Below are 20974 nucleotides of genomic sequence, written 5' to 3'. Positions count from 1 at the left end.
GCGACTGCAGTTCAGGTGATGTTACCGGCGCGTAGGCATGGGCATGAGGGTGCACCCAGGCCGCTGGGCAATGATGGAGGCCAGACAGTGAGCCATCCTCCGGTGCCCCGCCCAGGCGCCGCAGCAGAATGCGACGCGACGACGCGCCGCCAGTGCGAGCGGAGAAGACAGGCGTGACGATCCCCTACCCCACCATCCAGCCGACCCCCGCCATCGCCGCGGTGACACCGCCCTCGGGCGCACCTCGGCCGCGGGTGACGTTCCTGGGGACCGGCTACCTCGGTGCGACGTACGCCATCTGCTACGCCGAGCTGGGTTACGACGTGCTCGGTTTCGACGTCGACGCGGACAAGATCGCAATGCTGAACGCCGGTCAGGTGCCGATCCACGAGCCCGGCCTCGACGAGTTGCTCCGGCGCAACCTGGCTGCCGGACGCCTCCGGTTCAGCACCGACATCGCCGAGACCGCCGAGTTCGGTGACGTGCACTTCATCTGCGTCGGCACCCCCCAGCGGGCCGACGGAATGGGCGCCGACCTGTCGTACGTCGAGGCGTCGGTCACCAGCCTCGCGCAGCACCTCACCCGCAAGGCACTGATCGTCGGCAAGTCGACCGTGCCGGTGGGCACGGCCGAGTGGGTGGAGCAACTCGTCGGCAAGCACACCCCCGACGACCTCGGCGTCGAGGTGGCGTGGAGCCCGGAGTTCCTCCAGGAGGGCTTCGCCGTCGACGACGTCCTGCGCCCCAACCGGATCGTCGTGGGCGTGAAGAGCGAGTGGGCCAACGGCATGCTCTACGCCGCGCACAAGGGCGTGTTCGACCTGGCCGCCACCGAGGACCGCGAGGTGCCCCTGGTGGTCACCGACTTCGCCACCGCCGAGCTGGTCAAGGTCGCCGCGAACGCCTTCCTGGCCACCAAGATCTCCTTCATCAACGCCATGGCCGAGGTCTGCGAGGCCTCCGGCGGCGACGTCACCCAACTGGCCCGCGCGATCGGCTACGACCCGCGCATCGGCAACCGGTTCCTCCAGGCCGGCCTCGGCTTCGGCGGCGCCTGCCTGCCCAAGGACATCCGGGCGTTCCAGGCCCGAGCCCAGGAGTTGGGCGCCGGCGAGGCGCTGCGCTTCCTGCACGAGGTCGACCTGATCAACCTGCGCCGTCGTACCCGGGTGCTCAACCTCGCCGCGGACCTGCTCGGCCGCCGCTCCGGTCCGGCCGGCCCGGACTTCTCCGGCACCCGGATCGCCGTGCTCGGCGCCACCTTCAAGCCCAACACCGACGACGTCCGCGACGCCCCGGCGCTCGCCGTCGCCGCGCTGCTGCACAAGGCCGGCGCCGACGTGCACGTGTACGACCCGCAGGGCACCGACAACGCGCGTCGCGCGGTCCCCGAGCTGACCTACGAGACCGGCATCAACGAGGCGGTCACCGGCGCCGACCTGGTCTGCGTCCTCACCGAGTGGGCCGACTTCCGCAACGCCGACCCGGTCGCCCTCGGCGAGTTGGTCAACGGCCGCAAGGTGGTCGACGGGCGCAACTGTCTCGATTCGGCACTGTGGACCCAGGCCGGCTGGGAGTACCGGGGCATGGGCCGCCCCTGACCGAGCGACCTCCACCGGCCGGCCACCCGAGCGTTCCGGGGGCCGGCCGGTGGCGTTGTTTGCCCCGGACCCGCCGACAAGAGTCGAAATCCGCGCCAGCTTTGGGCATGCTGCGACAGTGGGAGTCCACAGTGCGGGTGGAGGGGTGTCGTGGCGACCTTTCAATGCTCCTCGTGCGGCCGGGAGATCAAGCCGGCCGTCCGATGCCCGCACTGTGGGGCTGACCAGCCACAGTGGGTCGAGCACCTCGCGGACATCGAGCGTTCGATCGCGGAGATGAAGGCACGCGACGCCGCCATCGCCCGGGAGCAACGGCAGATCGCCGCCAAGATGCAGGCCGCGCTCTTCCAGCGGGACATCCTCGCCCACGCCGGCGAGGAGCGGGTCAAGCAGGCCACCCGACCCCGTCGGGTGCTGCGCCGCCGCGCCGGCCGGCGGCCACCGACCGCCACCACCGGAGCACCGCCCCGAGTGCCGCGCCAGAACACCCCGCTCACCCCGGAGGACCCGCCCCCACCCCGGGCGACCTGGCTGGGCCCGGACGACCCGGAGCACCCGCCGGAGGCCTCGTCGCGCGAGGTGCAGAACATCCCCCTCGGGCTGGGCGCGTTGCTGCTCGGGGTGGCCGCGGTGGTCTTCGCCGCGGTGGCGACCAGCTCGATGGACGCGGTGGCCCGGCTCGGCATCCTGCTCCTGGCCACCGCGCTGATGCTGCTCGCCCCGCCGGTGCTGGCCCGGCGCGGGCTCACCTCGACCGCCGAGACCATCGCCGCCGTCGGCCTCCTCCTGGTGCCGCTTGCCGGTAACGCACTCTGGGCGGTGGACCGGATCGGCACCGGCGGCGTCTCCGCCACGGTCTTCAGCGGGGTGATCTTCGCAGTCACGGTGGCCGTCGCATTCGCGTACGCCGGTTGGACCGGCCTGCGCGCACCCCGCTTCGCCACCGTGCTCGCCGCGCAGCCGGTGCTGCCGCTGCTCGCGTACGACCGGATCACCGGCCCGGGAGGCTGGGCGCTGGTGCTGGCCCTGGTCGCCCTCGTCGACCTCTGGCTGGCCCGCTCCGGCGTGGTCATGGAACGCCCCGCCCGGCCGGACCTGCCCCCGCCGGGCACCTCGTCGACGCCTCGCCAACGCAGTGCCGAGAGCCGGCCGGAGGGCGACCCGGAGGAGGCCGCCGAGCTGATCGACGCCGGAGCGGGTTCCGCCGACGCGCGGCCGGCCCGACCGGTGCCCGGGCTGCGCGAGCTGACCTGGTTGCTGCACGCGATGGCGGTCGCCGTGGCCCTGGCGTACGCGGTCACCGCCCTGCTGCGGGCGCAGACCGTGCCGACGGCGACCGGCGCTGGGACGGTGCTGCTGCTGGCCGCCGCGGTCGGGCTGGCCGGCGCGCTGGTGCTGCGTCGACCGCCGCTGCCCGACGTCGCGGCCGGCATCGTCACCCTGGCCGTGATCGGTGCGCTCAGCCGAATCGTCTCGGTGGCGCTGCCCGGCCGGGCGCTGCTGCTGATCGCGCTGGTCATCACGGTGACCGGGCTGGCGGTCCGTGCGGTCCCCGAGACCGCCCGCCGTGGTCCGCAGATCGCCTCGGCGGTGGCGCTGACCGTCAGCGGTCTGGTGGTCGCCGGAGGCGCACTACGGGCCGGGGTCGCGCCGGTCCGGGCGGCGCTGCCCGCCTGGGGCGCCGACCTCAGCCGCTACCCCGGGGAGCTGGCAGCGGCGGTCGGTCCGACCACCTGGCAGCTCGCGGGCGCCGCGTTCCTGCTCACCATCGCGGCGGTGCTGGCACTGCCCCCGGAGATCCGCCGCGAGTTCGCGGTCGCCGGCGCGGCGCTGACCGCGCTCGCCGTCCCGGCCTCGTTGGGTCTCGGTTGGGCGGCGGCACCCTGGCCGATGGTGGTCGCCTCGATCGGCATCGGCGTCATCGGGCTCTCCGCCCGCACCGACCGAGCGGCGGTGGCGCACGCCGTCGGTGCGGCGGTGGTGGGCATCTTCGGCGCCGGCGCCAGCCTCACCCGCCCCACGCTCACCGCTGCGGTCCTGCTCACCCTGTTCGTGGCCGGCACGCTGGTCGCGTTGGCGCCCCGGATCCGGATCGCCTCGGCCGCCTCCGACACGGTCACCGCCTGGGCCGCCGGAGGCGCCGCGTTCGCGCTGCCCGGGGCGGTGGCCGCGTTCGTGACCGCCACCATGCCCAGTGATCCGACCCCCACCCCGGCGAGTCTCCGGGAGGTGACCGTCCCGGTCCTGGCGGCCAGCTTCCTGGCGGTCTGTGTGACCCTCGGCTACGCCGCCGTCGTGCAGGTCTCCCAGCGCCGCATCCCCGCGCCGCTGTCGGTCGGCACCGGGCTGGGCGCGCTGCTGGTCACCGCCGCCGCGTTCGGCGCGCCCGGTGCCACCGTCGCCGACGCCTGGGTCGGAGCACTCCTGCTGGTCGCGGCGGTGCTGCTCTTCCTGGCCCCCTCCATCGACGCCGGCCGCCGCGCCGATCTCACCCTCGACGGATCCGACCTGGCCGCCGCCGCGGTCACCACCGCCCTGATCGCCACGCTGGTGCGGATCGGGGCGGTGCTCGCACCGGGCGGGCAGTTGGCGGTGGCCGCCGCCCTGGTCCTGGTGGTCGCGGTGGGCGCACGGAGCATGCCGGAGGAGTGGCGACGCGGGCCGATCCTCGGCCTCGCCGTCGGTGGTCTCCTCATCGGCGTCCTCGCCGGGTGGTCCGCGGTGCGCGGCGGGGTCGGCGTGCTCGCCACCCCCGGCCCGATCTGGGAGGGCGACCTGAGCGGCTGGCCCGCCGCGCCGGTCGGCGGCGCCAGCTGGCAGGCACCTGTCGCGTTGGCGCTGTTGGCCCTCGCCGCCGGCATCCTGCTCCCGCGGCCCTGGCGGTGGGACGTGTCCGGGGTGGCGGCGGTGCTCGCCACGATCGGCGCGCCCGCCGCGTTCGACCTGGCCTGGTGGTCGCCGGTCCTGGTCGGCGGAATGGTCGCCACCGTGTACGGGATCGCCGCGGTCGCCACCGAGGAGGCCCGTGCCGGGCTGTCCCGGGCCACCGTGGCCGGAGTGGTCGCGTTGCACGCCGCCGGAGCCGGCCTGGTCCGCCCGTGGACCACGGCGCTGGCCCTGGGCAGCATCGCGCTCATCGGCGTGGTGGTGGCCACGCTGGCCCGCGTCCTGGCCGGCCCGCAGGTGGCCGACATCGACACCGAGGGGATGCCACCGCACCTGGCGCAGATCGGTGGCGCGGCGATCGGCGCCGCCCTGCTGGCCCTCCCCGGCTCGGTGGCGGCGCTGGCCGCCGAATTCGAACACTCGGCGCAGGTGGTGCTGACCGCCGCGCTGGCCGCGTCCAGCCTCGGCCTGGCCGCCGTGGCCGCGGTCCGCCGGCAGGTGCCCCAATATCTGCCCTGGGTCAGCGTGGCGGTGGTCGGCGGGGCCACCATCAGCGCCCTCGCCGCCATCCCCACCGGCCTCGCCGCAGGGGTCTACGCGGCCGCTGCGGCCCTGCTCGGCGTGCTGGCCGAGCTGATCCGCGCGGCGACCGTGCCGCCCACCAACGCCGCCCAGCCGGTTCGGCGTTGGGCGGTACGGCTCGACGGCGCCCTACGGCGACTGCCGGACGACCCGGAGCGGCGACGGTGGCGGGTCAACCCCGCCGCCGGTGCGCTGGCCGCGGCGGCCCTCCCGACCGCCCTGGCACTGGCCTCGATCGCCCCCGCGCTGGTCACCGCGCTGGTCGAGCCGCACCGCACACTGACCCGGATCTGGCAGGGCCCACCGCCGGAGCTGCTCACCCCACCGCCGGACGTGGTCAACCCGACCCACGTGCTGACGGCACTGCTGCTCACCGCGACCGCCGCGCTGGCCGCGACCGGGTTCAGCGGCGGGCGACGGTCCCGGGCCGTGCCGGTGGTGCTGCCCGGGGCGGCCGTCACGCTGCTGATCGCACCCATCGCGCTGGGCCAGGGTTGGCCCGCCAGCACCGTCGCCGCGCTCGCCGTCTTCACCATCGCGATGCTCGGTCTCGCGCTGACCCCACCGCCGCCGCTGGTCGAGCGGGCTCGCTCGCTGCGGCTGGCCCGGGTGTTGGTGTTCGCCATCGGGCTGGCCGGCGGCAGCGCCGGACTCGCCGGCAGCCTGGCCGACCGGCAGATGACCCTGTTGACGCTCGGTAGCGCGGTCGGGGTAGGCGCGGTGGCGGCGCTGTTCGGCACCACCCAGCGGGCGCGCATCCTCGGCTGGCTCTTCGCCTCACTCATGGCGCAGCTCTTCGTGCTCACCGCCGGCCTGGTCGCCGGGCTGGCCGCGGTCTGGTCCGCGTTCGGTGTGCTCGCGGTCGGGGCGGTCCTGCAGGTGCTCGCCGCGACCCTGCCCCGGCTGCGCCGCCCCGAGGCGCAGCGCGAAGCCTCGACCGTGGAGTGGACCGGGTACGCTGCGGCGCTCATCGCCCTGGCCCTCGCCTTCGACTCGCCCCGGCACATCGCCGCACTGCTGGCCGCCTGGGGCGCGGTCCTCGGGGTGGCGGCGACCCGGCCCGGTCGCCGCCCGGTGGAACGCCGGATCCTGTTCTGGGCGGTGGTGGTCTGCGAGATCACCGCCTGGTGGATCCTGATGCGGGTCGCCGACGTCGCGCTGCCCGAGGCGTACACGCTGCCGTTCGCCGCGCTGGCCCTCCTCGTCGGAGTCCTCGAACTGCGGCACCGCCCAGACCTGAGCAGCTGGGTGGCGTACGGGCCGGCGCTGGTCACCGCCTTCGTCCCGACCCTGGCGATCGTCCTGGCCACCGAGTCCAGCACGCTGCGGCAGATGCTGTTGCTGCTCGGCGCGGTCGCGGTGCTGATCTTCGGCTCGTCCACCCGGCAGCAGGCCCCGGTGATCGTCGGCGCGTCGGTCACCGCGATCACCGCGATCCACGCACTGGTCAGCCTCGGCCCGTGGCTCGCGCTCATCCCGGTCGGCATCCTGCTGCTCGTACTCGGGGCGAGCAACGAGCGCCGCCGCCGCGCGCAGGAACGCCTCCAGACCGCCCTCCGCGGAATGAGATGAAACCGCCGGACGCGTCGACGCCTAGACGCGTCGATCATGGAGTTGTGGTGGGGACGAATGGCCGCGAGCGACACTTTTCGGGCACCACAAGTCCATGATCGACGGCCCCGGGGTTAGCGGAGGGTTTGGTGGAGGGCGGCTTCCTTGCTCGCCACCAGCTTCTCCAGCTCTCGCTGGTAGGTCGCCATCTTGACGCGCAGCTCCTCGTCGGAAGCGCCGAGGATCCGTACGGCGAGCAGGCCGGCGTTGCGGGCGTTGCCGATCGACACGGTGGCGACCGGAACCCCGGCGGGCATCTGCACGATGGACAGCAGCGAGTCCATGCCGTCGAGGTGCTTCAGCGGCACCGGCACGCCGATCACCGGCAGTGGCGTCACCGAGGCCACCATGCCCGGCAGCGCGGCGGCACCGCCGGCCCCGGCGATGATCACCTTGAGACCACGGTCGGCGGCGTCCCGCCCGTACTCGATCATCGCGACCGGCGTCCGGTGCGCCGAGACCACCCGCACCTCGTACGACACGCCGAAGTCGTCGAGCACCTCGGCGGCGGCCCGCATGGTCGGCCAGTCCGAATCGCTGCCCATGATCAGCCCGACGGTGCTCACTGCCGCTGTCTCCTCGTTTCCGCTCACTCGTGGCCCTCGCGCAGCCAGCGCGCGGCCCGGGCCGCCCGGGCCCGAAGGTCTTCCAGGTCGTCACCGAGCACCGTGACGTGCCCGATCTTGCGGCCGGGTCGGACCTGCTTGCCGTAGAGGTGCACCTTGGCGCCCGGCTCGGCGGCGAAGAGGTGGTGCAACCGCTCGTCGATCGACATCCCGCCGGGCTCGCCGCCGAGCACGTTCGCCGACACCACCACCGGCGCGGTCAGCGCCGTGTCGCCCATCGGGTAGTCCAACACCGCCCGCACGTGCTGCTCGAACTGGGAGGTCCGGGCCCCCTCGATGGTCCAGTGCCCGGAGTTGTGCGGGCGCATCGCCAGCTCGTTGACGACGATGGCGGGACGGCCGGTGTCGTCACGCACCTCGAACAGCTCCACGGCCAGCAGGCCGACCACCCCGAGGGCGGTGGCCAGGTCGATGGCGAGCTGCTGGGCGGAGACCGCCAGTGCCTCGTCCAGGTCGGGTGCCGGGGCCAGCACCTCCACGTTGATGCCGTCGCGCTGCACGGTCTCGACCACCGGGTACGCGGCCACCTGACCGAACGGCGACCGGGCCACCTGCACGGCCAACTCGCGGCGCAACGGCACCCGCTCCTCGACGATCAGCCGGGTGCCGCCGGCCAGCAGCGTGGCGGCCAGCTCGGCGGCCTGGGCGGCGTCGTCGACCATCCAGACGCCCCGGCCGTCGTAGCCGCCGCGCGCCGCCTTGAGCACCACCGGCCAGCCGATCTGCTCGCCGAAGTCGACCAGGTCGGCGGGCTCGCCGACCGGCCGCCACACCGGATTGGGCGCACCCAGCTCGGTGAGGCGTTCCCGCATCACCTGCTTGTCCTGGGCGTGCAGCAGCGCGTCCGCGGGCGGGTAGAGGGTCACCCCTTCCGCCGCCAGCGTGCGGATGTGCTCGGAGGGCACATGCTCGTGGTCGAAGGTGACGACGTCGCAGCCCTTGGCGAAGGTACGCAGGGCGGCCAGGTCGGTGTGGTCGCCGTACTGGACGTCGGCTGCGACGAGAGCCGCGCCGTCGTCGGGGGCGGTCGCGAGCACACGCAGTGACTGGCCGAGGGCGATCGCGGCCTGGTGGGTCATCCGGGCCAACTGGCCGCCACCCACCATGCCGACAACAGGCAGACCGGTACGGGAATCCATAGCGCGGCCAGCCTATCCGGGGCCCTCTGCGGGCCTCCCCGGAGGGCCGGCGGCTCTGGGCCGGGCGCCGCGTCTCGACTCCGCCGCGGCGCACCGACGGCTACCGGCTGCTACCGGCGCCGGCCAGCTCGGCGACCAGCTCCTCGACCGAGGTCACCGGCCGCCGGCAGACGAAACCCCGGCAGACGTACGCGGCGGACCGACCGTCGACCAGCGGACGGTCGGCCAGCAGCGGCACTCCGGGCTGGTCCGGGTGTCCGGCGACCACCACCGCCCCGGGCGGGGCGTGCCGACGGGCCGCGGCCACCAGCGGGTCGCCCGCCGGATCCTCGGTCGCGACGGCGATCTCGTACGGCCCGGAGAGCAACGCCTCGCCGGTCAGGGCCGCGTATCCGGTGAACCGGGGGTGCCTCCCGACGATCGGCGCGACAGTGGCGAGCGCCGCCTCGGCGGCCTCCCGGTAGCGGGTCTCCCCGGTCAGCGCCGAGTACGCGACCAACCCGGCGATCAACGCCGACCGGCCGGACGGGGTGGCGTTGTCGGTCGGGTCGGCGGGCCGGGCGACCAGCCGTTCCGCGTCGTCGGCGGTGTCGTAGAAGGCGCCACCGGGTGCGGCGAAGTGCGCCAACGCGGTGTCCAGCAGTTCGCCGGCCAGCGTCAGCCAGCGCCCCTCACCGGTGAGCTGGTGCAGCGCGCAGAAGGCCTCGGCCACACTGCCGTAGTCCTCCAGGACCCCGGCCGGCTCCCCGACCTTGCCGTCCCGGGAGACCCGGCGCAGCCGGCCGTCCACCAGGTGCACGGTGGCCAGGTGCTCGGCGGCGTCGCGCATCGCCCCGTCGGCGACGATCGTCACACCGTCCATCAGGTTGGCGTCCTCGTCCTGCGGAGACGCGTACAGGGCGGCGACCTGCTGGAACTCGGCGATGGCGGTGATCGCCAGCCCGTTCCAGGCGGCCACCACCTTGTCGTCGCGGGCCGGCTGCGGGCGGGTGTCGCGAGCCGCGAGCAGCGCGCCGACCACCCGCTGCCAGCGGGCTCGCACCTCGGGCGCGGCATCGTCCACGTCCCGGGCGAGCCGCAGCACGCTCATGCCCTTCTCGACGCCCTTCTTTCCGTCCGGAGTGCCGCCTTGCGGCGCGGAGGCGGAATGAAGGGCGAAGGTGCCGTCATCGGTCACCGTGAACAGGTCGGCGGCCCACCGGCCGTCCTCCTCGCCCAACGCCTCGACGAGCTGCGCGGGCGTCCAGGCGTAGGTGAGGCCCTCCACGCCCTCGGTGTCGGCGTCCAACGCGGAGGCGAAACCCTCGCCCGGTCGGTGCAGCTCGTCGGCGAGGAACCGGGCGGTGTCCCGGGCGACCCGGCGGGCCAGCGGGTCACCGGTGAGCCGCCACAGCTGGGTGTAGAGACGCAGCAGGAGCGCGTTGTCGTAGAGCATCTTCTCGAAGTGCGGCACCGTCCAGTGCGCGTCCACCGAGTACCGGGCGAAGCCGCCGGCGAGCTGGTCGTAGATGCCGCCACGGGCCATCGCCTCGGCGGTGTGCCGGCTGATCTCCAAGCTCTGCGGGTCACCGGTGCGCTGATGGTGGCGCAGCAGGAAGAGCAGGTTCATGTGCGGCGGGAACTTCGGGGCGCCCCCGAAGCCGCCGTTCGTCGCGTCGTACTCGCTGGCCAGTTGGCCGGCCGCGGCGTCGAGCAGCGGCGCGTCCAGTGGGGCGGTGGGGCCGCCCACGGCCTGCGCGCCGCCGATCGCCTCGACCACCGCGGCGCCCTGGCGCACCACCGCGTCGCGCTGCTCCCGCCAGGCGGTGGTGACCGACTGGAGCAGCTGGACGAAGTTGGGGCGCGGGAAGTAGGTGCCGCAGAAGAACGGGGTGCCGTCCGGGGTGGCGAAGACGGTCATCGGCCAGCCGCCCTGGCCGGTCATCGCCTGGGTCGCGGTCATGTAGATCGCGTCCACGTCCGGACGCTCCTCACGATCCACCTTGATCGACACGAAGTTGTCGTTCATCAAGGCCCCGACCTGCTCGTTCTCGAACGACTCGTGGGCCATCACGTGACACCAGTGACAGGCCGCGTAACCCACCGAGATGAGCACCGGGACGTCGCGCCGTTTCGCCTCGGCGAACGCCTCGTCGGACCACGGCCACCAGTCCACCGGGTTGTCGGCGTGCTGGAGCAGGTACGGGCTGGTGGCGTCGACGAGTCGGTTCACCTGACGACCATAGCCAGCCCCGGCGTGGACCGCGCGGGCTCCACCCGGACGGTCAGGACGCGCCGTCGGCGCGGAGCCGGAACACGTTCGACTCGGCCGAGTCGCGCAGCGACCCCAGCACCGCGCCGATCTTGTCTGCCGGCATCGGCTTGAAGAAGTGGTATCCCTGCGCGGAGGTGCAGCCCAGTTCGGCCAGAGCCATCCGCTGCTCGGCGGTTTCCACACCTTCCGCGACCACGCGCAGCCCCAGTTCGTGGGCGAGACCCACGGTCGTCCGCACGATCGCCGCCGCCTCGGGCGAGTCCGCCATCCGGATCACGAACGAGCGGTCCACCTTCAACTCGTCCACGGCGATGCGGGTGAGGAAGGTCAGCGACGAGAAACCGGTGCCGAAGTCGTCCACGGCGAGTTGCACGCCCATCGACCGGAGCGTGGCCAGCACCTCGTCGATGACCTCCAGCTCGCTCATCACCACCGTCTCGGTGATCTCCAGAACGAGCCGGTGCGGGGGGACCTGGTGTCGGCGCAGCGCGTCGGCGATCTCCGCCGGTAACCGGGGGTCGAGCAGGCTGCGCGCCGACAGGTTGACCGAGATCGGGACGTCCAACCCCTCCCGGGCCCAGCCGGCGGCCACACCGAGTGCCTTGTCAAGCACATAGCGGGTGAAGGTGCCCAACTGCTCGCTGTTCTCCACCGGTCGGATGAAATCGGCCGGGTTCAACCACCCCCGCCGGGGATGCTGCCAGCGGATCAGCGCCTCCACACCGGTGGGCGCACCGGTGGTCAGGTCGACCGCCGGTTGCAACGCCAGCACCAGCTGGTCGTCGACCTTCAACGCCTCGCGAAGCTCGGCCAGCAGGGCGAGCTGATCGGTGCTGGCCGCGTCACGGGTGCCGTCGTACGCGGCGACGTTGCCGCCGCCCTCCTTGGCCTGGTACATCGCGATGTCGGCCCGGCGCAGCAGCTCGGTCAGGTCGGCGGTGCCCGCGTCGGCAACCACGACCCCGACAGAGACCTCGATCGACATGCGGACGCCGGCCACCTCGGTCGGCGCGGCCAGCCGTTCGGCGATCTCCCGGGCCTGGCGCAACGCGTGGGCCATCGGGGCGGCCCGGTCGCCGAGCACCGGCACCGCGGTGAGGAGCAGGGCGAACTCGTCGCCGCCGAGGCGGCCGAGCAGGTCGCCGGGGCGGACCAACGTGTCGAGCCGGTTCGCGGTCAGCCGCAGCAACTGGTCGCCGGCCGCGTGACCGAGGGTGTCGTTGACCTCCTTGAACTGGTTGATGTCCAGCAGCAGCAGCGCCACCGGGTGATCGTGCGCGAGCTGCCGCAGCGACTGGTCACCCTTGCCGAGCATCGCCGCCCGGTTGACCAACCCGGTGAGCGGGTCGTGCACCGCCTCGTACGACGACCGGGCGGTCACCAACCGCAGCTCCCGGTGCGTTGCGGCGTCGTGCAGCGCGGCAGCGAGCGCATCGCCGAACGCGGCCACGGCGTCGCGTTCCCGGGCGCTGGGCGGGGCCGAACGGGGAAACCGCACCCGCAGCCGACCCACCGGCGCGGCGCCGACCGCCAGTGCCCGGCTCAGCTCGTGCTCGTCCGGCTCCGTCTCGTCCGGTGGGTCCGTCTCGCGGTCGGCCAGCTGACCGCTGGCGTCGCCCCGGTATCGGTGCCACCGGCCGTCGGCCCGGGCCACGTCCACGTCCACCAGCTCGGCGTTGAACAGCGTCAGCGCCCCGGTGACCGCCGCACTGGCCACACCCCGCTCGTCGAGCTGGTTGAGGGCAGCGGTGGCCTCGGCGAAGGCCCGCCAGGTGCGGCGCTCCAGATCGGAGCGCAGCCGGTAACGGTAGGTCTGCTGGAGCAGCCAGAGCAGCGGCGGCAGCAACAGCAACCAGCGCGGGTCCAGCTCCAGCAGGGCGACCACCACGAGGCCGACCGCGACGTTGCCGACGAACATCAGCAGCTTGCCGCGCAGCGCGGCGAGCAGCGGCGGCCCGATCGGCAGGCCGTGCCGTAGGCCCAGCGTCACCCCACCCAGCCAGGCGGTCACCAGCAGATACGTCACCGACCCGGCGAGCACGGCCAGCGCCAGCATCGGGGTGGGCGGGGAGAGCAGTGGCCGCCCGAGCGCCGTGGTCACGGAGACGGCCAGCGCCGACGCGGCGGCCAGCGACGCGGCGATCCGGACGATCTCCAGGACCGGACGGCGGTCGTTGTGCAGGGAGAGCACCGTCCAGGCCAGCCCGGTGCCGAGCAGAGTGGCGGACGGGAGCCAGCCGGCGGGGGTGAGGTAGAGGCAGACGATCAGCGCCGCCTCACCCCAGGTGATGCTGACCATGCCCGCAGCCGAACGGAACCGGAGCCGGGCCAACTGGGCAAGGCCGAGGACGGCGACCGCGATGACGAACCGGGCCGGACCGCCGAGCGGGTCGTCGGCCGGCAGCGTGGCCGGGAGGGTCAACCCGACCGCAGCGGCGACCAGGGCGGTCAGGGTGACGGCGGCGGTGAGCACGAGTAACCGGCCCGGAGTGCCCCGCACCCCGAGCCGGTCGAACGAGTCGTTGGCTGGACCGGAGGTCATCGACCTCCTCCGTCAGCCGACCGACCGAGGTTGCGGCGGGCGGCCGGTGCTGTGCTGGTCATCGGCGCCCCCTCCCGCACACGGCTCGGGGACTTTTGGTCCCCCGGCGGAAGGCTAAGCCAAACCGGGTGGCCGCAACAGGGGGCGACCAACCGGTTCGGCGTGATTCATGGGGCGACTACCCGTTCCGGTGCTGCTGGTGCCCATTGGGAGCGGGCGTGGATGAATCACGCCCGCCGGTCCCGTCTGTCGGATCGACGACTGCCGCATCGGCCCTGGTCGGGTCGGTCGGCCCCACCTGCTGCGGGAACCGGTCCGGCAGGCGGCGCAACCGAGAATTCATGTTGCGGATCAGCAGGATGGTCGCGGTGGCCAGCAGCAGGATGAGGAACAGGCCCATCGGGCCGGCCAGACCACCCGTGCGGGTGTCCCCGAAGTTGTTCTCCGCGAGCACCTGGGCAGCGGTCAGCATGGCGTTCCTCCGATGTGCGGTTGGTAACCAGGGTAGACCCGCCCGGAATCAGCGTGCGTGCGCCGTCTCCCGCACCCCGGCGAAGAGATCCGACTCGGGCAGCGGGCTGTCGACCATCGAGCGGGCCAGCTCGTAATCCTCGGTCGGCCAAGCGCGCTGCTGCAGCTCCATCGGCACGTGGAACCAGAAGCCGTCCGGGTCGACCTGGGTGGCGTGGGCACGCAGCGCGTCGTCGCGAACCGGGAAGTATTCGGCGCACTCGACCCGGGTGGTGATCCGGGGCCCCTTGTCGGGCCGGTCCTCCCACCGCTTGAGCCACTCCTCGTAGGGCGACTCCAGACCCGCGGCCAGCATGCCCTCGTGCAGGGCCATGATCTTGCCCTTGGAGAAGCCGATGTCGTAGTAGAGCTTCAACGGCTGCCAGGGGGTGCCCAGCTCCGGGTAGCGCTCGGGGTCACCGGCGGCCTCGAAGGCGGCCACGCTCACCTTGTGGCACATGATGTGGTCCGGGTGCGGGTAGCCGCCCTCTTCGTCGTACGTGGTGACCACGTGCGGACGGAACTCACGCATCAGCCGCACCAGGGGCCCGGCGGCCACCTCGACGTCCTGCAGGGCGAAACAACCCTCGGGCAACGGTGGCAGCGGGTCACCCTCGGGCAGGCCGGAGTCGACGAAGCCGAGCCAGGCCTGGTCGATGCCGAGGATCGCCCGCGCGGCGTCCATCTCGGCACGCCGGATGTCGCCGATGTTGGCCCAGACGTCGGGTCGGTCGAGCTTGGGGTTGAGCACGCTCCCGCGCTCGCCGCCCGTGCACGTCACGACCAGGACGTCCACCCCCTGTGCGACGTACTTCGCCGTCGTCGCCGCGCCCTTACTCGACTCGTCGTCCGGGTGCGCGTGCACGGCCATGAGACGCAGTTGCTCTGCCAACTTCGGCGCTCCTCGTCTGTGCCGGACGGTGGACCCGACCGGGCTCAACCGGCTGACCTGCCGGGATCGTCCTCACCGCACCCTTGCCGCCGATCAGCAGCGCTGCATGACCTGCCATTCCTGCCGCTGGACCGGGTGGGAGGATGGGACTCTGCCATTCTTGCCGATGCCGCCGACAACAACGCCAGGAGATACCCGCCGGTGACCGAGACGCACGCCACAATTTCAGCAGGCGCGCCCGTTTTCCCGGCCGGGCGCTACGGCCGACGCCGGGCACCGGGCGGACGGCGGCGACGCGCGCTGCTGGCGACACTGGTGCTGCTGGCGCTCGTGGGGACGCTGACCGTGATCTCCGTACGGCTCTACCGCCAGTACGGCGACCCGGCCTACGACGCCCAGGTGATCACGTACACGGACATCACCGACAACCAGGTGTTCGTCGACTTCCGGGTGACCGTGCCGTCGGGCGGATCGGCGGTCTGCGTACTGCGCGCCCGGGACCGCGCGGGTGCCGAGGTGGCCCGGGAACAGGTCACGGTGACCGCCGAGCCCGGCAACCGGCACGTGACGACCCGACACCGCCTCGCCACCACCGCGCGGCCGTTCATCGGCGAGGTCCTACGCTGCCGACCCCCGTCCTGACCTGCGGGAACAGCCCCTCCCTCGAGCACGGAAGGCCCTCTACGCGCGGTGTCGGATCCGGACACCGCCGGTGATGGCCGACACGCTGTGTCGTACCGCACTGGTAACTTGGTAGTTCACCTGTCAGCCAGCCACGCACAACTGAGGAGACCGCCTGTGTCCACTGGCAACGAGGCGCCCGCCACCTGGCTGTCGCAGGACGCGTACGACCGCCTCCAGGCCGAGCTCGACGAGCACATCGCCAACCGTCCGGCCATCGCCGCCGAGATCAACGCGCGGCGCGAGGAGGGCGACCTGCGGGAGAACGGCGGCTACCACGCCGCCCGTGAGGAGCAGGGCAAGGCCGAGGGTCGCATCCGCTACCTGACGGAGCTGCTGCGCACGGCGAAGGTCGGAGAGGCGCCGTCGGCGGACGCGGTCTCGCCCGGCATGGTCGTGACGATCTACTTCGACGACGACACCGACGACACCGAGACCTTCCTGCTCGGCTCGCGGGAGATCGCCGCCACCACCGACCTGACCGTCTACAGCCCCGAGTCGGCGCTCGGCAAGGCGATCCTGGGCGGCCGGGCCGGGCAGACCTGCACCTACACGGCACCGAGCGGCGCCGACATCAAGGTGACAGTGGTCAGTTTCGAGCCGTTCTCCGGCTGACCGCCGGCGGCCACCGAGCCGCTCCCGCGCACCGCTTCCGAGGCGTGGCACCCACCGGTGTCACGCCTCGGCGGCGAACACCACCTGGTAGCCGCTGGCCCGCAAGGCGCTGATCAGCGTGTCCGAGTGCTCCACGCCCCGGGTTTCGACCGACAGCGCCACCTCCACCTCGCCGAGGCCGAGGTGCGGGTTGGCCCGCTGGTGCTCCACGTCCACGACGTTGGCCCGATGCTCGGCGATCTGGCTGAGCAGCGACGCGAGTTGCCCCGGCCGGTCCGAGCACCGCACGGTCACCCGCAGGTAGCGACCCGCGGCGGCCAGCCCGTGCTCGATCACCCGCAGCATCAGCAACGGGTCGATGTTGCCACCGGACAGCACCGCCACCACCGGCGTCTCCACCTCGACGACGCCCGCCATCAGCGCGGCGACACCGACCGCGCCCGCCGGCTCGACAACCTGCTTACCGCGTTCGAGCAGCATCAACAGGGCCCGGGAGATGTCCTCCTCGGAGACCGTGACCACCTCGTCGACCAGTTTCCGCACGTGGTTGAAGGTGATCACGCCCGGCCGGCCGACCGCGATGCCGTCGGCGATGGTGAAGAAGGTGGGCAGCCGGACCGGCTCTCCGGCCACCAGGGAGGGCGGGAACGCCGCCGCACCGGCCGCCTGGACGCCGATGATCCGGATATCCGGTCGCAGCGCCTTGGCCGCCACGGCCAGGCCCGAGATCAGACCGCCGCCACCGACCCCGGTGATGATCGTCTTCACGTCCGGGCACTGTTCGAGGATCTCCAGCGCCACCGTCCCCTGGCCGGCGATCACGTCGCGATGGTCGAAGGGGTGGATCAGCACCGCGCCGGTGCGCTCGGCGTACGTGTGGGCGGCGACCAAGGCCTCGTCGACGGTGTTGCCGGCAAGTTCGACCTGCGCGCCGTACCCCTTGGTGGCCGCCACCTTCGGCAGCGGCGCGTTGACCGGCATGAAGACGGTGGCGTGCGTGCCGACCAGGCCGGCGGCGAGAGCCACACCCTGCGCGTGGTTGCCCGCGCTCGCCGCGACCACGCCGCGCTCCCGCTCCGCCGCCGACAAGCGGGAGATCCGCACGTACGCGCCCCGCACCTTGTACGAGCCGGCGCGCTGCACGTTCTCGCACTTGAGCCAGGTCGGCCCGCCCAGCGCCGCGCTGAGCGGACGCGAAGGCTCCAGCGGGGTCGTCCGGGTGACGCCGGCGAGCAACTCCCGTGCGGCCCGCACGTCGTCGAGACCGACCAGTTCCGTCATGCCCAGATCGTGCCACCCTCGCTCCCCGACCAACCCACGGGCCAGGCCCAGCGGGCCGCGGGCCCACCGGGCCGGGTTGATCCATTCGGTATCCCGGAAAGCGCGGCGTCCGGGCCGGCCCGACACCCCGACTCCAACGATCCCAAGTGGATCATGAAGCTGACGCGGCCCCCGGCACCTCCGGAACGGGCTGCGCCGCCGGAACGGGCTGCGCCACGGGAGCGGGCTGCGCCGCCGGAGCCGACTGCACCGCCGGAGCCGACTGCACCGCCGGAACGGGCTGCGCCGCCGGAACGGCGGGCCAGGTTTGGTCTGGCCAGACCGGGGCGGTCGGCCACTGCGGGGTGGCGCGGGCGATCCGGGTCTCCTGGGCAGCGGAGATCCGTTGGATCAGCAGGATCAGCGTCACCGCCGCGATGACGCAGCCCAGCGCGGGCAGCGCGTTGCGGAGCAGGGAGTCCTGGTAGTAGTCGACGTACGCCTGGTAGCCGGCGTCGTTGAACGGGGTCTCCGGCAGCTTCTCGTACGCCCGGTCGTCGGCGCGGCTGCTGAGCCGCTCGCCGATGCTGAACACCAGCCAGGAGCACCACCAGACGCCCACCAGGGTCGGCGTGAACCGCTGCCAGAGGCTGTCGCGGGCCACGCCCGCCACGACCCGGGCCGGCACCACGAAGTTCGCGAACGGGACCAGCCAGCCGGCGATCGCCCAGCCGGACCCGAGGGTCGGCAGAGCACCGGGGAAGGCGTCGGTGTTCTTGCGGGCCCGCCAGGTCCAGATGATCACCAATACGGCGGCGGTGAGGTGCACCACGGTCATGGTCAGCGCCGCCACCGCAGCGATGATCACCGCGCCGAGAAGCAGGCCCGGATCGTCGTTCGCCATGGCCCGCCGGCTCAGCACCATGCCGATCAGCGGGGACAGCGCCACCGCCAGGTACAGCACGGCGGTGGCCCCGACCGCGACTCGGGCCGCCAGGCCGATCCCGCGTACCCGGTAGGTCGGCAGCCCTGGCGTGACGGCGGGCTGACCGAGCGGCGTGTAGCACCGCTGGCACTCGTGATGTTCGGGAGACGTGGCGTCCCCACAGGTCTGACAGCGCATGAATGTCCCCCGGGTCCGCGCGATGATGCGCGCACACCGTAGACGATCATGCGACGGCCGGCGACCCCGTTCCGATCCGGGGGTAGCCGGGGGCGTGGCGCGCCCAGGGGGCGGTCATCTCGAACTGGCCGGCGACACCGAGCAGCAGCAACTCCGAGCCGGGCGGACCGACCAGTTGCACCGCGACCGGCAGGCCATCCGGGCGACGGCCCACCGGCACCACGACCGCCGGCAGACCGGCGACGTTCCACGGTGCGGCGTACGGGGCGTACCGGATGTTGGCCGTCATGTTCGCCCGCCACGACCGCTCGGACCAGCGCGCGGCCTCCGGCGGCGCGGTGGCCAACGCCGGGGTGAGCAGCAGGTCGACGGAGTGGTCGCCGAAGAAGTCGACCGACCGTTGCCGCCACGCGGCCCGGTCGGCCTCCCGCACGTAACCGTGGCGCTGCGCCCACTCGCCCAGCGCGACGTGCCGGCGGGTACGCCGTTGCAGGCCACGCCGGTCGATCCCGGACGCCCGGACGTCGGCGGCGGCCGCGGCGAACCAGGTGGCGATGCCCTGCAGGCCGAGCGCGGTGGGGTAGACCGGATCGGCCGGCACGGTGTCATGCCCGGCGGCGGCGAGAAGTCGACCGGCGGCGGCGACCGCGTCCCGGTTGGGTGCGTCCGGTGCGACACCACGCACCGGGGACCGCAGCGAGACGCCCACCCGCAGGCGCTGCGGCGGGACCAGCTTCTCGGGACGTCGACCGGCGAGCACCGAGAAGCCGACCGCCGCGTCGGCGACGGTGCTGGTCAGCATGCCGTGCTCGGTGAGGCCGAACCAGTCGTCCGCGCCGAGCTGGCAGGGGACCACACCACGACCCGGCTTGAGCCCGACCAGACCACAGCAGGCCGCCGGGATCCGGATCGAGCCGAGACCGTCGTTGCCGTGCGCGATCGGCACCAGCCCCGCGGCCACCGCGGCGGCCGCGCCGCCGGAGGAGCCACCGGGGGTACGCGTGCTGTCCCACGGATTGCGGGTCACGGCGCTGTCGTCGTCGGTGAGCGCCCACAGCCCCAGCTCCGGCATCCGGGTCACGCCCAGGATCACCGCGCCGGCGCCGCGCAGCCGACGCACCACCTCGTGGTCGGCTTCCGCGACGTCGGTGCGGGCGCCCGCCGACCCGTTCCAGGTGGGCAGGCCGGCGACCGGAGTGTTCTCCTTGACGGCCACCGGAACCCCGGCCAGCGGCAGGTTGGCGAGATCCTCCTGCTCGTCGACCTTCTCCGCCTCGGTGATCGCCTCGCCGCCGCGAACGGCGCGGAACGCGGCCAGCTCACGATCGGCTCGGGAGACGTACTCGAGGTGGTCGGCGACGACCTGGGTGGCCGAGACGTCACCCCGGCGTACGCCCCGGGCGATCTGCTTGGCGGTCGCCCCGACCCAGGTCGCCATGATGTCCTGCACGGCCATCCTCCCCAGCGGTCAGCCCAGCGCCTGCTCCAGATCGGCAAGCAGGTCGTCGACCGTCTCGATGCCGACAGACAGTCGCACGAGATCGCCGGGAACTTCAAGCGGCGAGCCGGCAGCACTTGCGTGTGTCATCCGGCCCGGGTGCTCGATCAGGGATTCCACACCGCCCAACGACTCGGCGAGCACGAAGAGCTTGGTGCGGTTGCAGATCTCGACGGCGTGGTCCTCGCCGCCGGAGGCACGGAACGAGATCATGCCGCCGAACCGGCGCATCTGCTTCGCGGCCACCTCGTGACCGGGGTGCGAGGGCAGCCCGGGGTAGATCACCTGGGCCACCTTGGCGTGCCCGTCGAGGTACGCGGCGAGCCGCTCGGCGTTGTCGCAGTGCCGGTCCATGCGTACACCGAGCGTCTTGATGCCCCGCAGGGTGAGCCAGGCGTCGAACGGGCCGTTGATCGCGCCCATCGCGTTCTGGTGGTAGCGCAACTCCTCACCGAGCCCGGCGTCGGCGACGACGAGCGCGCCACCGACCACGTCGGAGTGCCCGCCGATGTACTTGGTGGTGGAGTGCACCACCACGTCCGCGCCGTGCGCGATCGGCTGCTGCAGGTACGGCGAGGCGAAGGTGTTGTCCACGACCAGCAGCGCGCCCGCGTCGTGTGCCACGGCGGCCAGGGCGGCGATGTCGGCGATGCCGAGCAACGGGTTGGTCGGCGTCTCCAGCCAGACGATCTTCGTGCGGCCGGGCTGGACGGCGGCCCGGATCGCGTCCGGGTCGGAGACTTTGGCCGGGGTGAACTCCAGGCCCCAGCGCTGGGCGACACGGGCGAACAGACGGTAGGTGCCGCCGTACGCGTCGTCCGGGATCACCACATGGTCGCCCGGCTGGCACACGGCCCGCAGCAGGGTGTCCTCGGCGGCCAGGCCACTGGCGAAGGCCAGCCCCACCGGCCCGCCCTCCAGCGCCGCCAGGCACTCCTGGAGCGCGTCGCGGGTCGGGTTGCCCGAGCGGCTGTACTCGTAGCCGAGCCGGGGCGCACCGACGGCGTCCTGCGCGTACGTGCTGGTCTGGTAGATCGGTGGGATCACCGCGCCGGTGCGGGCCTCAGGGTCCTGGCCGGCGTGGATGGCGAGCGTCTCGAAGCCGTGGTTCATGGTGGTGAGGCTAGTGCCCCGTCCCGAGGGCTGGAACGGAA

General features: G+C 73.0%; 14 protein-coding genes. 4 read left to right on the top strand and 10 right to left on the bottom strand.

Features of this window, described 5'->3' with window-relative positions; all coding sequences use genetic code 11:
* The first annotated feature begins 173 nt into the window (after positions 1 to 173).
* Positions 174 to 1601 (top strand): UDP-glucose/GDP-mannose dehydrogenase family protein, encoded by a 1428-nt coding sequence (locus O7614_RS06400; RefSeq protein ID WP_278137554.1) that lies wholly within the window; start codon positions 174 to 176, stop codon positions 1599 to 1601.
* Between the two features lie 150 nt (positions 1602 to 1751).
* On the top strand, positions 1752 to 6641 hold the full coding sequence (locus tag O7614_RS06395) for a permease (protein WP_278137553.1): 4890 nt from the start codon (positions 1752 to 1754) through the stop codon (positions 6639 to 6641).
* Between the two features lie 113 nt (positions 6642 to 6754).
* Here O7614_RS06395 and purE read toward each other — a convergent pair whose 3' ends face one another.
* The 6 genes from purE to mca form a co-directional block, all read right to left on the bottom strand.
* Positions 6755 to 7246 carry a 5-(carboxyamino)imidazole ribonucleotide mutase gene (gene purE / locus O7614_RS06390; RefSeq protein WP_278137552.1) on the bottom strand — a complete coding sequence of 164 codons (492 nt, stop codon included), beginning with the start codon at positions 7244 to 7246 and terminating at the stop codon, positions 6755 to 6757.
* Positions 7247 to 7269: 23 nt separating this feature from the next.
* A complete protein-coding gene (locus O7614_RS06385; RefSeq protein ID WP_278137551.1) occupies positions 7270 to 8445 on the bottom strand; it encodes a 5-(carboxyamino)imidazole ribonucleotide synthase in 1176 nt (391 codons plus the stop codon).
* Between the two features lie 100 nt (positions 8446 to 8545).
* Positions 8546 to 10657, bottom strand: coding sequence for a thioredoxin domain-containing protein (locus O7614_RS06380; protein WP_278137550.1), 2112 nt, complete (start codon positions 10655 to 10657; stop codon positions 8546 to 8548).
* Positions 10658 to 10709: 52 nt separating this feature from the next.
* Positions 10710 to 13241 carry a bifunctional diguanylate cyclase/phosphodiesterase gene (locus tag O7614_RS06375; protein WP_278137549.1) on the bottom strand — a complete coding sequence of 844 codons (2532 nt, stop codon included), beginning with the start codon at positions 13239 to 13241 and terminating at the stop codon, positions 10710 to 10712.
* Positions 13242 to 13419: 178 nt separating this feature from the next.
* Positions 13420 to 13713, bottom strand: coding sequence for a hypothetical protein (locus tag O7614_RS06370; protein WP_278137548.1), 294 nt, complete (start codon positions 13711 to 13713; stop codon positions 13420 to 13422).
* Between the two features lie 48 nt (positions 13714 to 13761).
* Entirely contained in the window at positions 13762 to 14643 is an 882-nt protein-coding gene (gene mca, locus O7614_RS06365) for a mycothiol conjugate amidase Mca (RefSeq protein WP_278137547.1), read from the bottom strand.
* A gap of 201 nt (positions 14644 to 14844) precedes the next feature.
* Between mca and O7614_RS06360 the strand changes: the two genes are divergently transcribed.
* Together O7614_RS06360 and greA are read left to right on the top strand one after the other, a co-directional pair.
* Positions 14845 to 15285 (top strand): DUF4307 domain-containing protein, encoded by a 441-nt coding sequence (locus tag O7614_RS06360; protein ID WP_278137546.1) that lies wholly within the window; start codon positions 14845 to 14847, stop codon positions 15283 to 15285.
* 156 nt (positions 15286 to 15441) lie between these two features.
* The gene (gene greA, locus O7614_RS06355; protein ID WP_278137545.1) at positions 15442 to 15939 is read left to right on the top strand and encodes a transcription elongation factor GreA; all 498 of its coding nucleotides are present in this window, start codon (positions 15442 to 15444) and stop codon (positions 15937 to 15939) included.
* Positions 15940 to 15999: 60 nt separating this feature from the next.
* On the opposite strand, the gene ilvA is transcribed toward greA, so the two are convergent.
* From ilvA to O7614_RS06335, 4 genes are all read right to left on the bottom strand, one after another.
* On the bottom strand, positions 16000 to 17220 hold the full coding sequence (gene ilvA / locus O7614_RS06350) for a threonine ammonia-lyase (RefSeq protein WP_278137544.1): 1221 nt from the start codon (positions 17218 to 17220) through the stop codon (positions 16000 to 16002).
* A gap of 151 nt (positions 17221 to 17371) precedes the next feature.
* A complete protein-coding gene (locus tag O7614_RS06345) occupies positions 17372 to 18322 on the bottom strand; it encodes a DUF4328 domain-containing protein (RefSeq protein ID WP_278137543.1) in 951 nt (316 codons plus the stop codon).
* 46 nt (positions 18323 to 18368) lie between these two features.
* Entirely contained in the window at positions 18369 to 19778 is a 1410-nt protein-coding gene (locus tag O7614_RS06340; protein WP_278137542.1) for an amidase family protein, read from the bottom strand.
* A 12-nt stretch (positions 19779 to 19790) separates the two neighbouring features.
* On the bottom strand, positions 19791 to 20933 hold the full coding sequence (locus tag O7614_RS06335; RefSeq protein ID WP_145786365.1) for a cystathionine gamma-synthase: 1143 nt from the start codon (positions 20931 to 20933) through the stop codon (positions 19791 to 19793).
* Positions 20934 to 20974: the final 41 nt, after the last annotated feature.

It is taken from the genome of Micromonospora sp. WMMD961 (genome assembly GCF_029626145.1).
GTDB lineage: Bacteria > Actinomycetota > Actinomycetes > Mycobacteriales > Micromonosporaceae > Micromonospora.
This window is presented reverse-complemented; position numbering and strand designations above follow the sequence as displayed.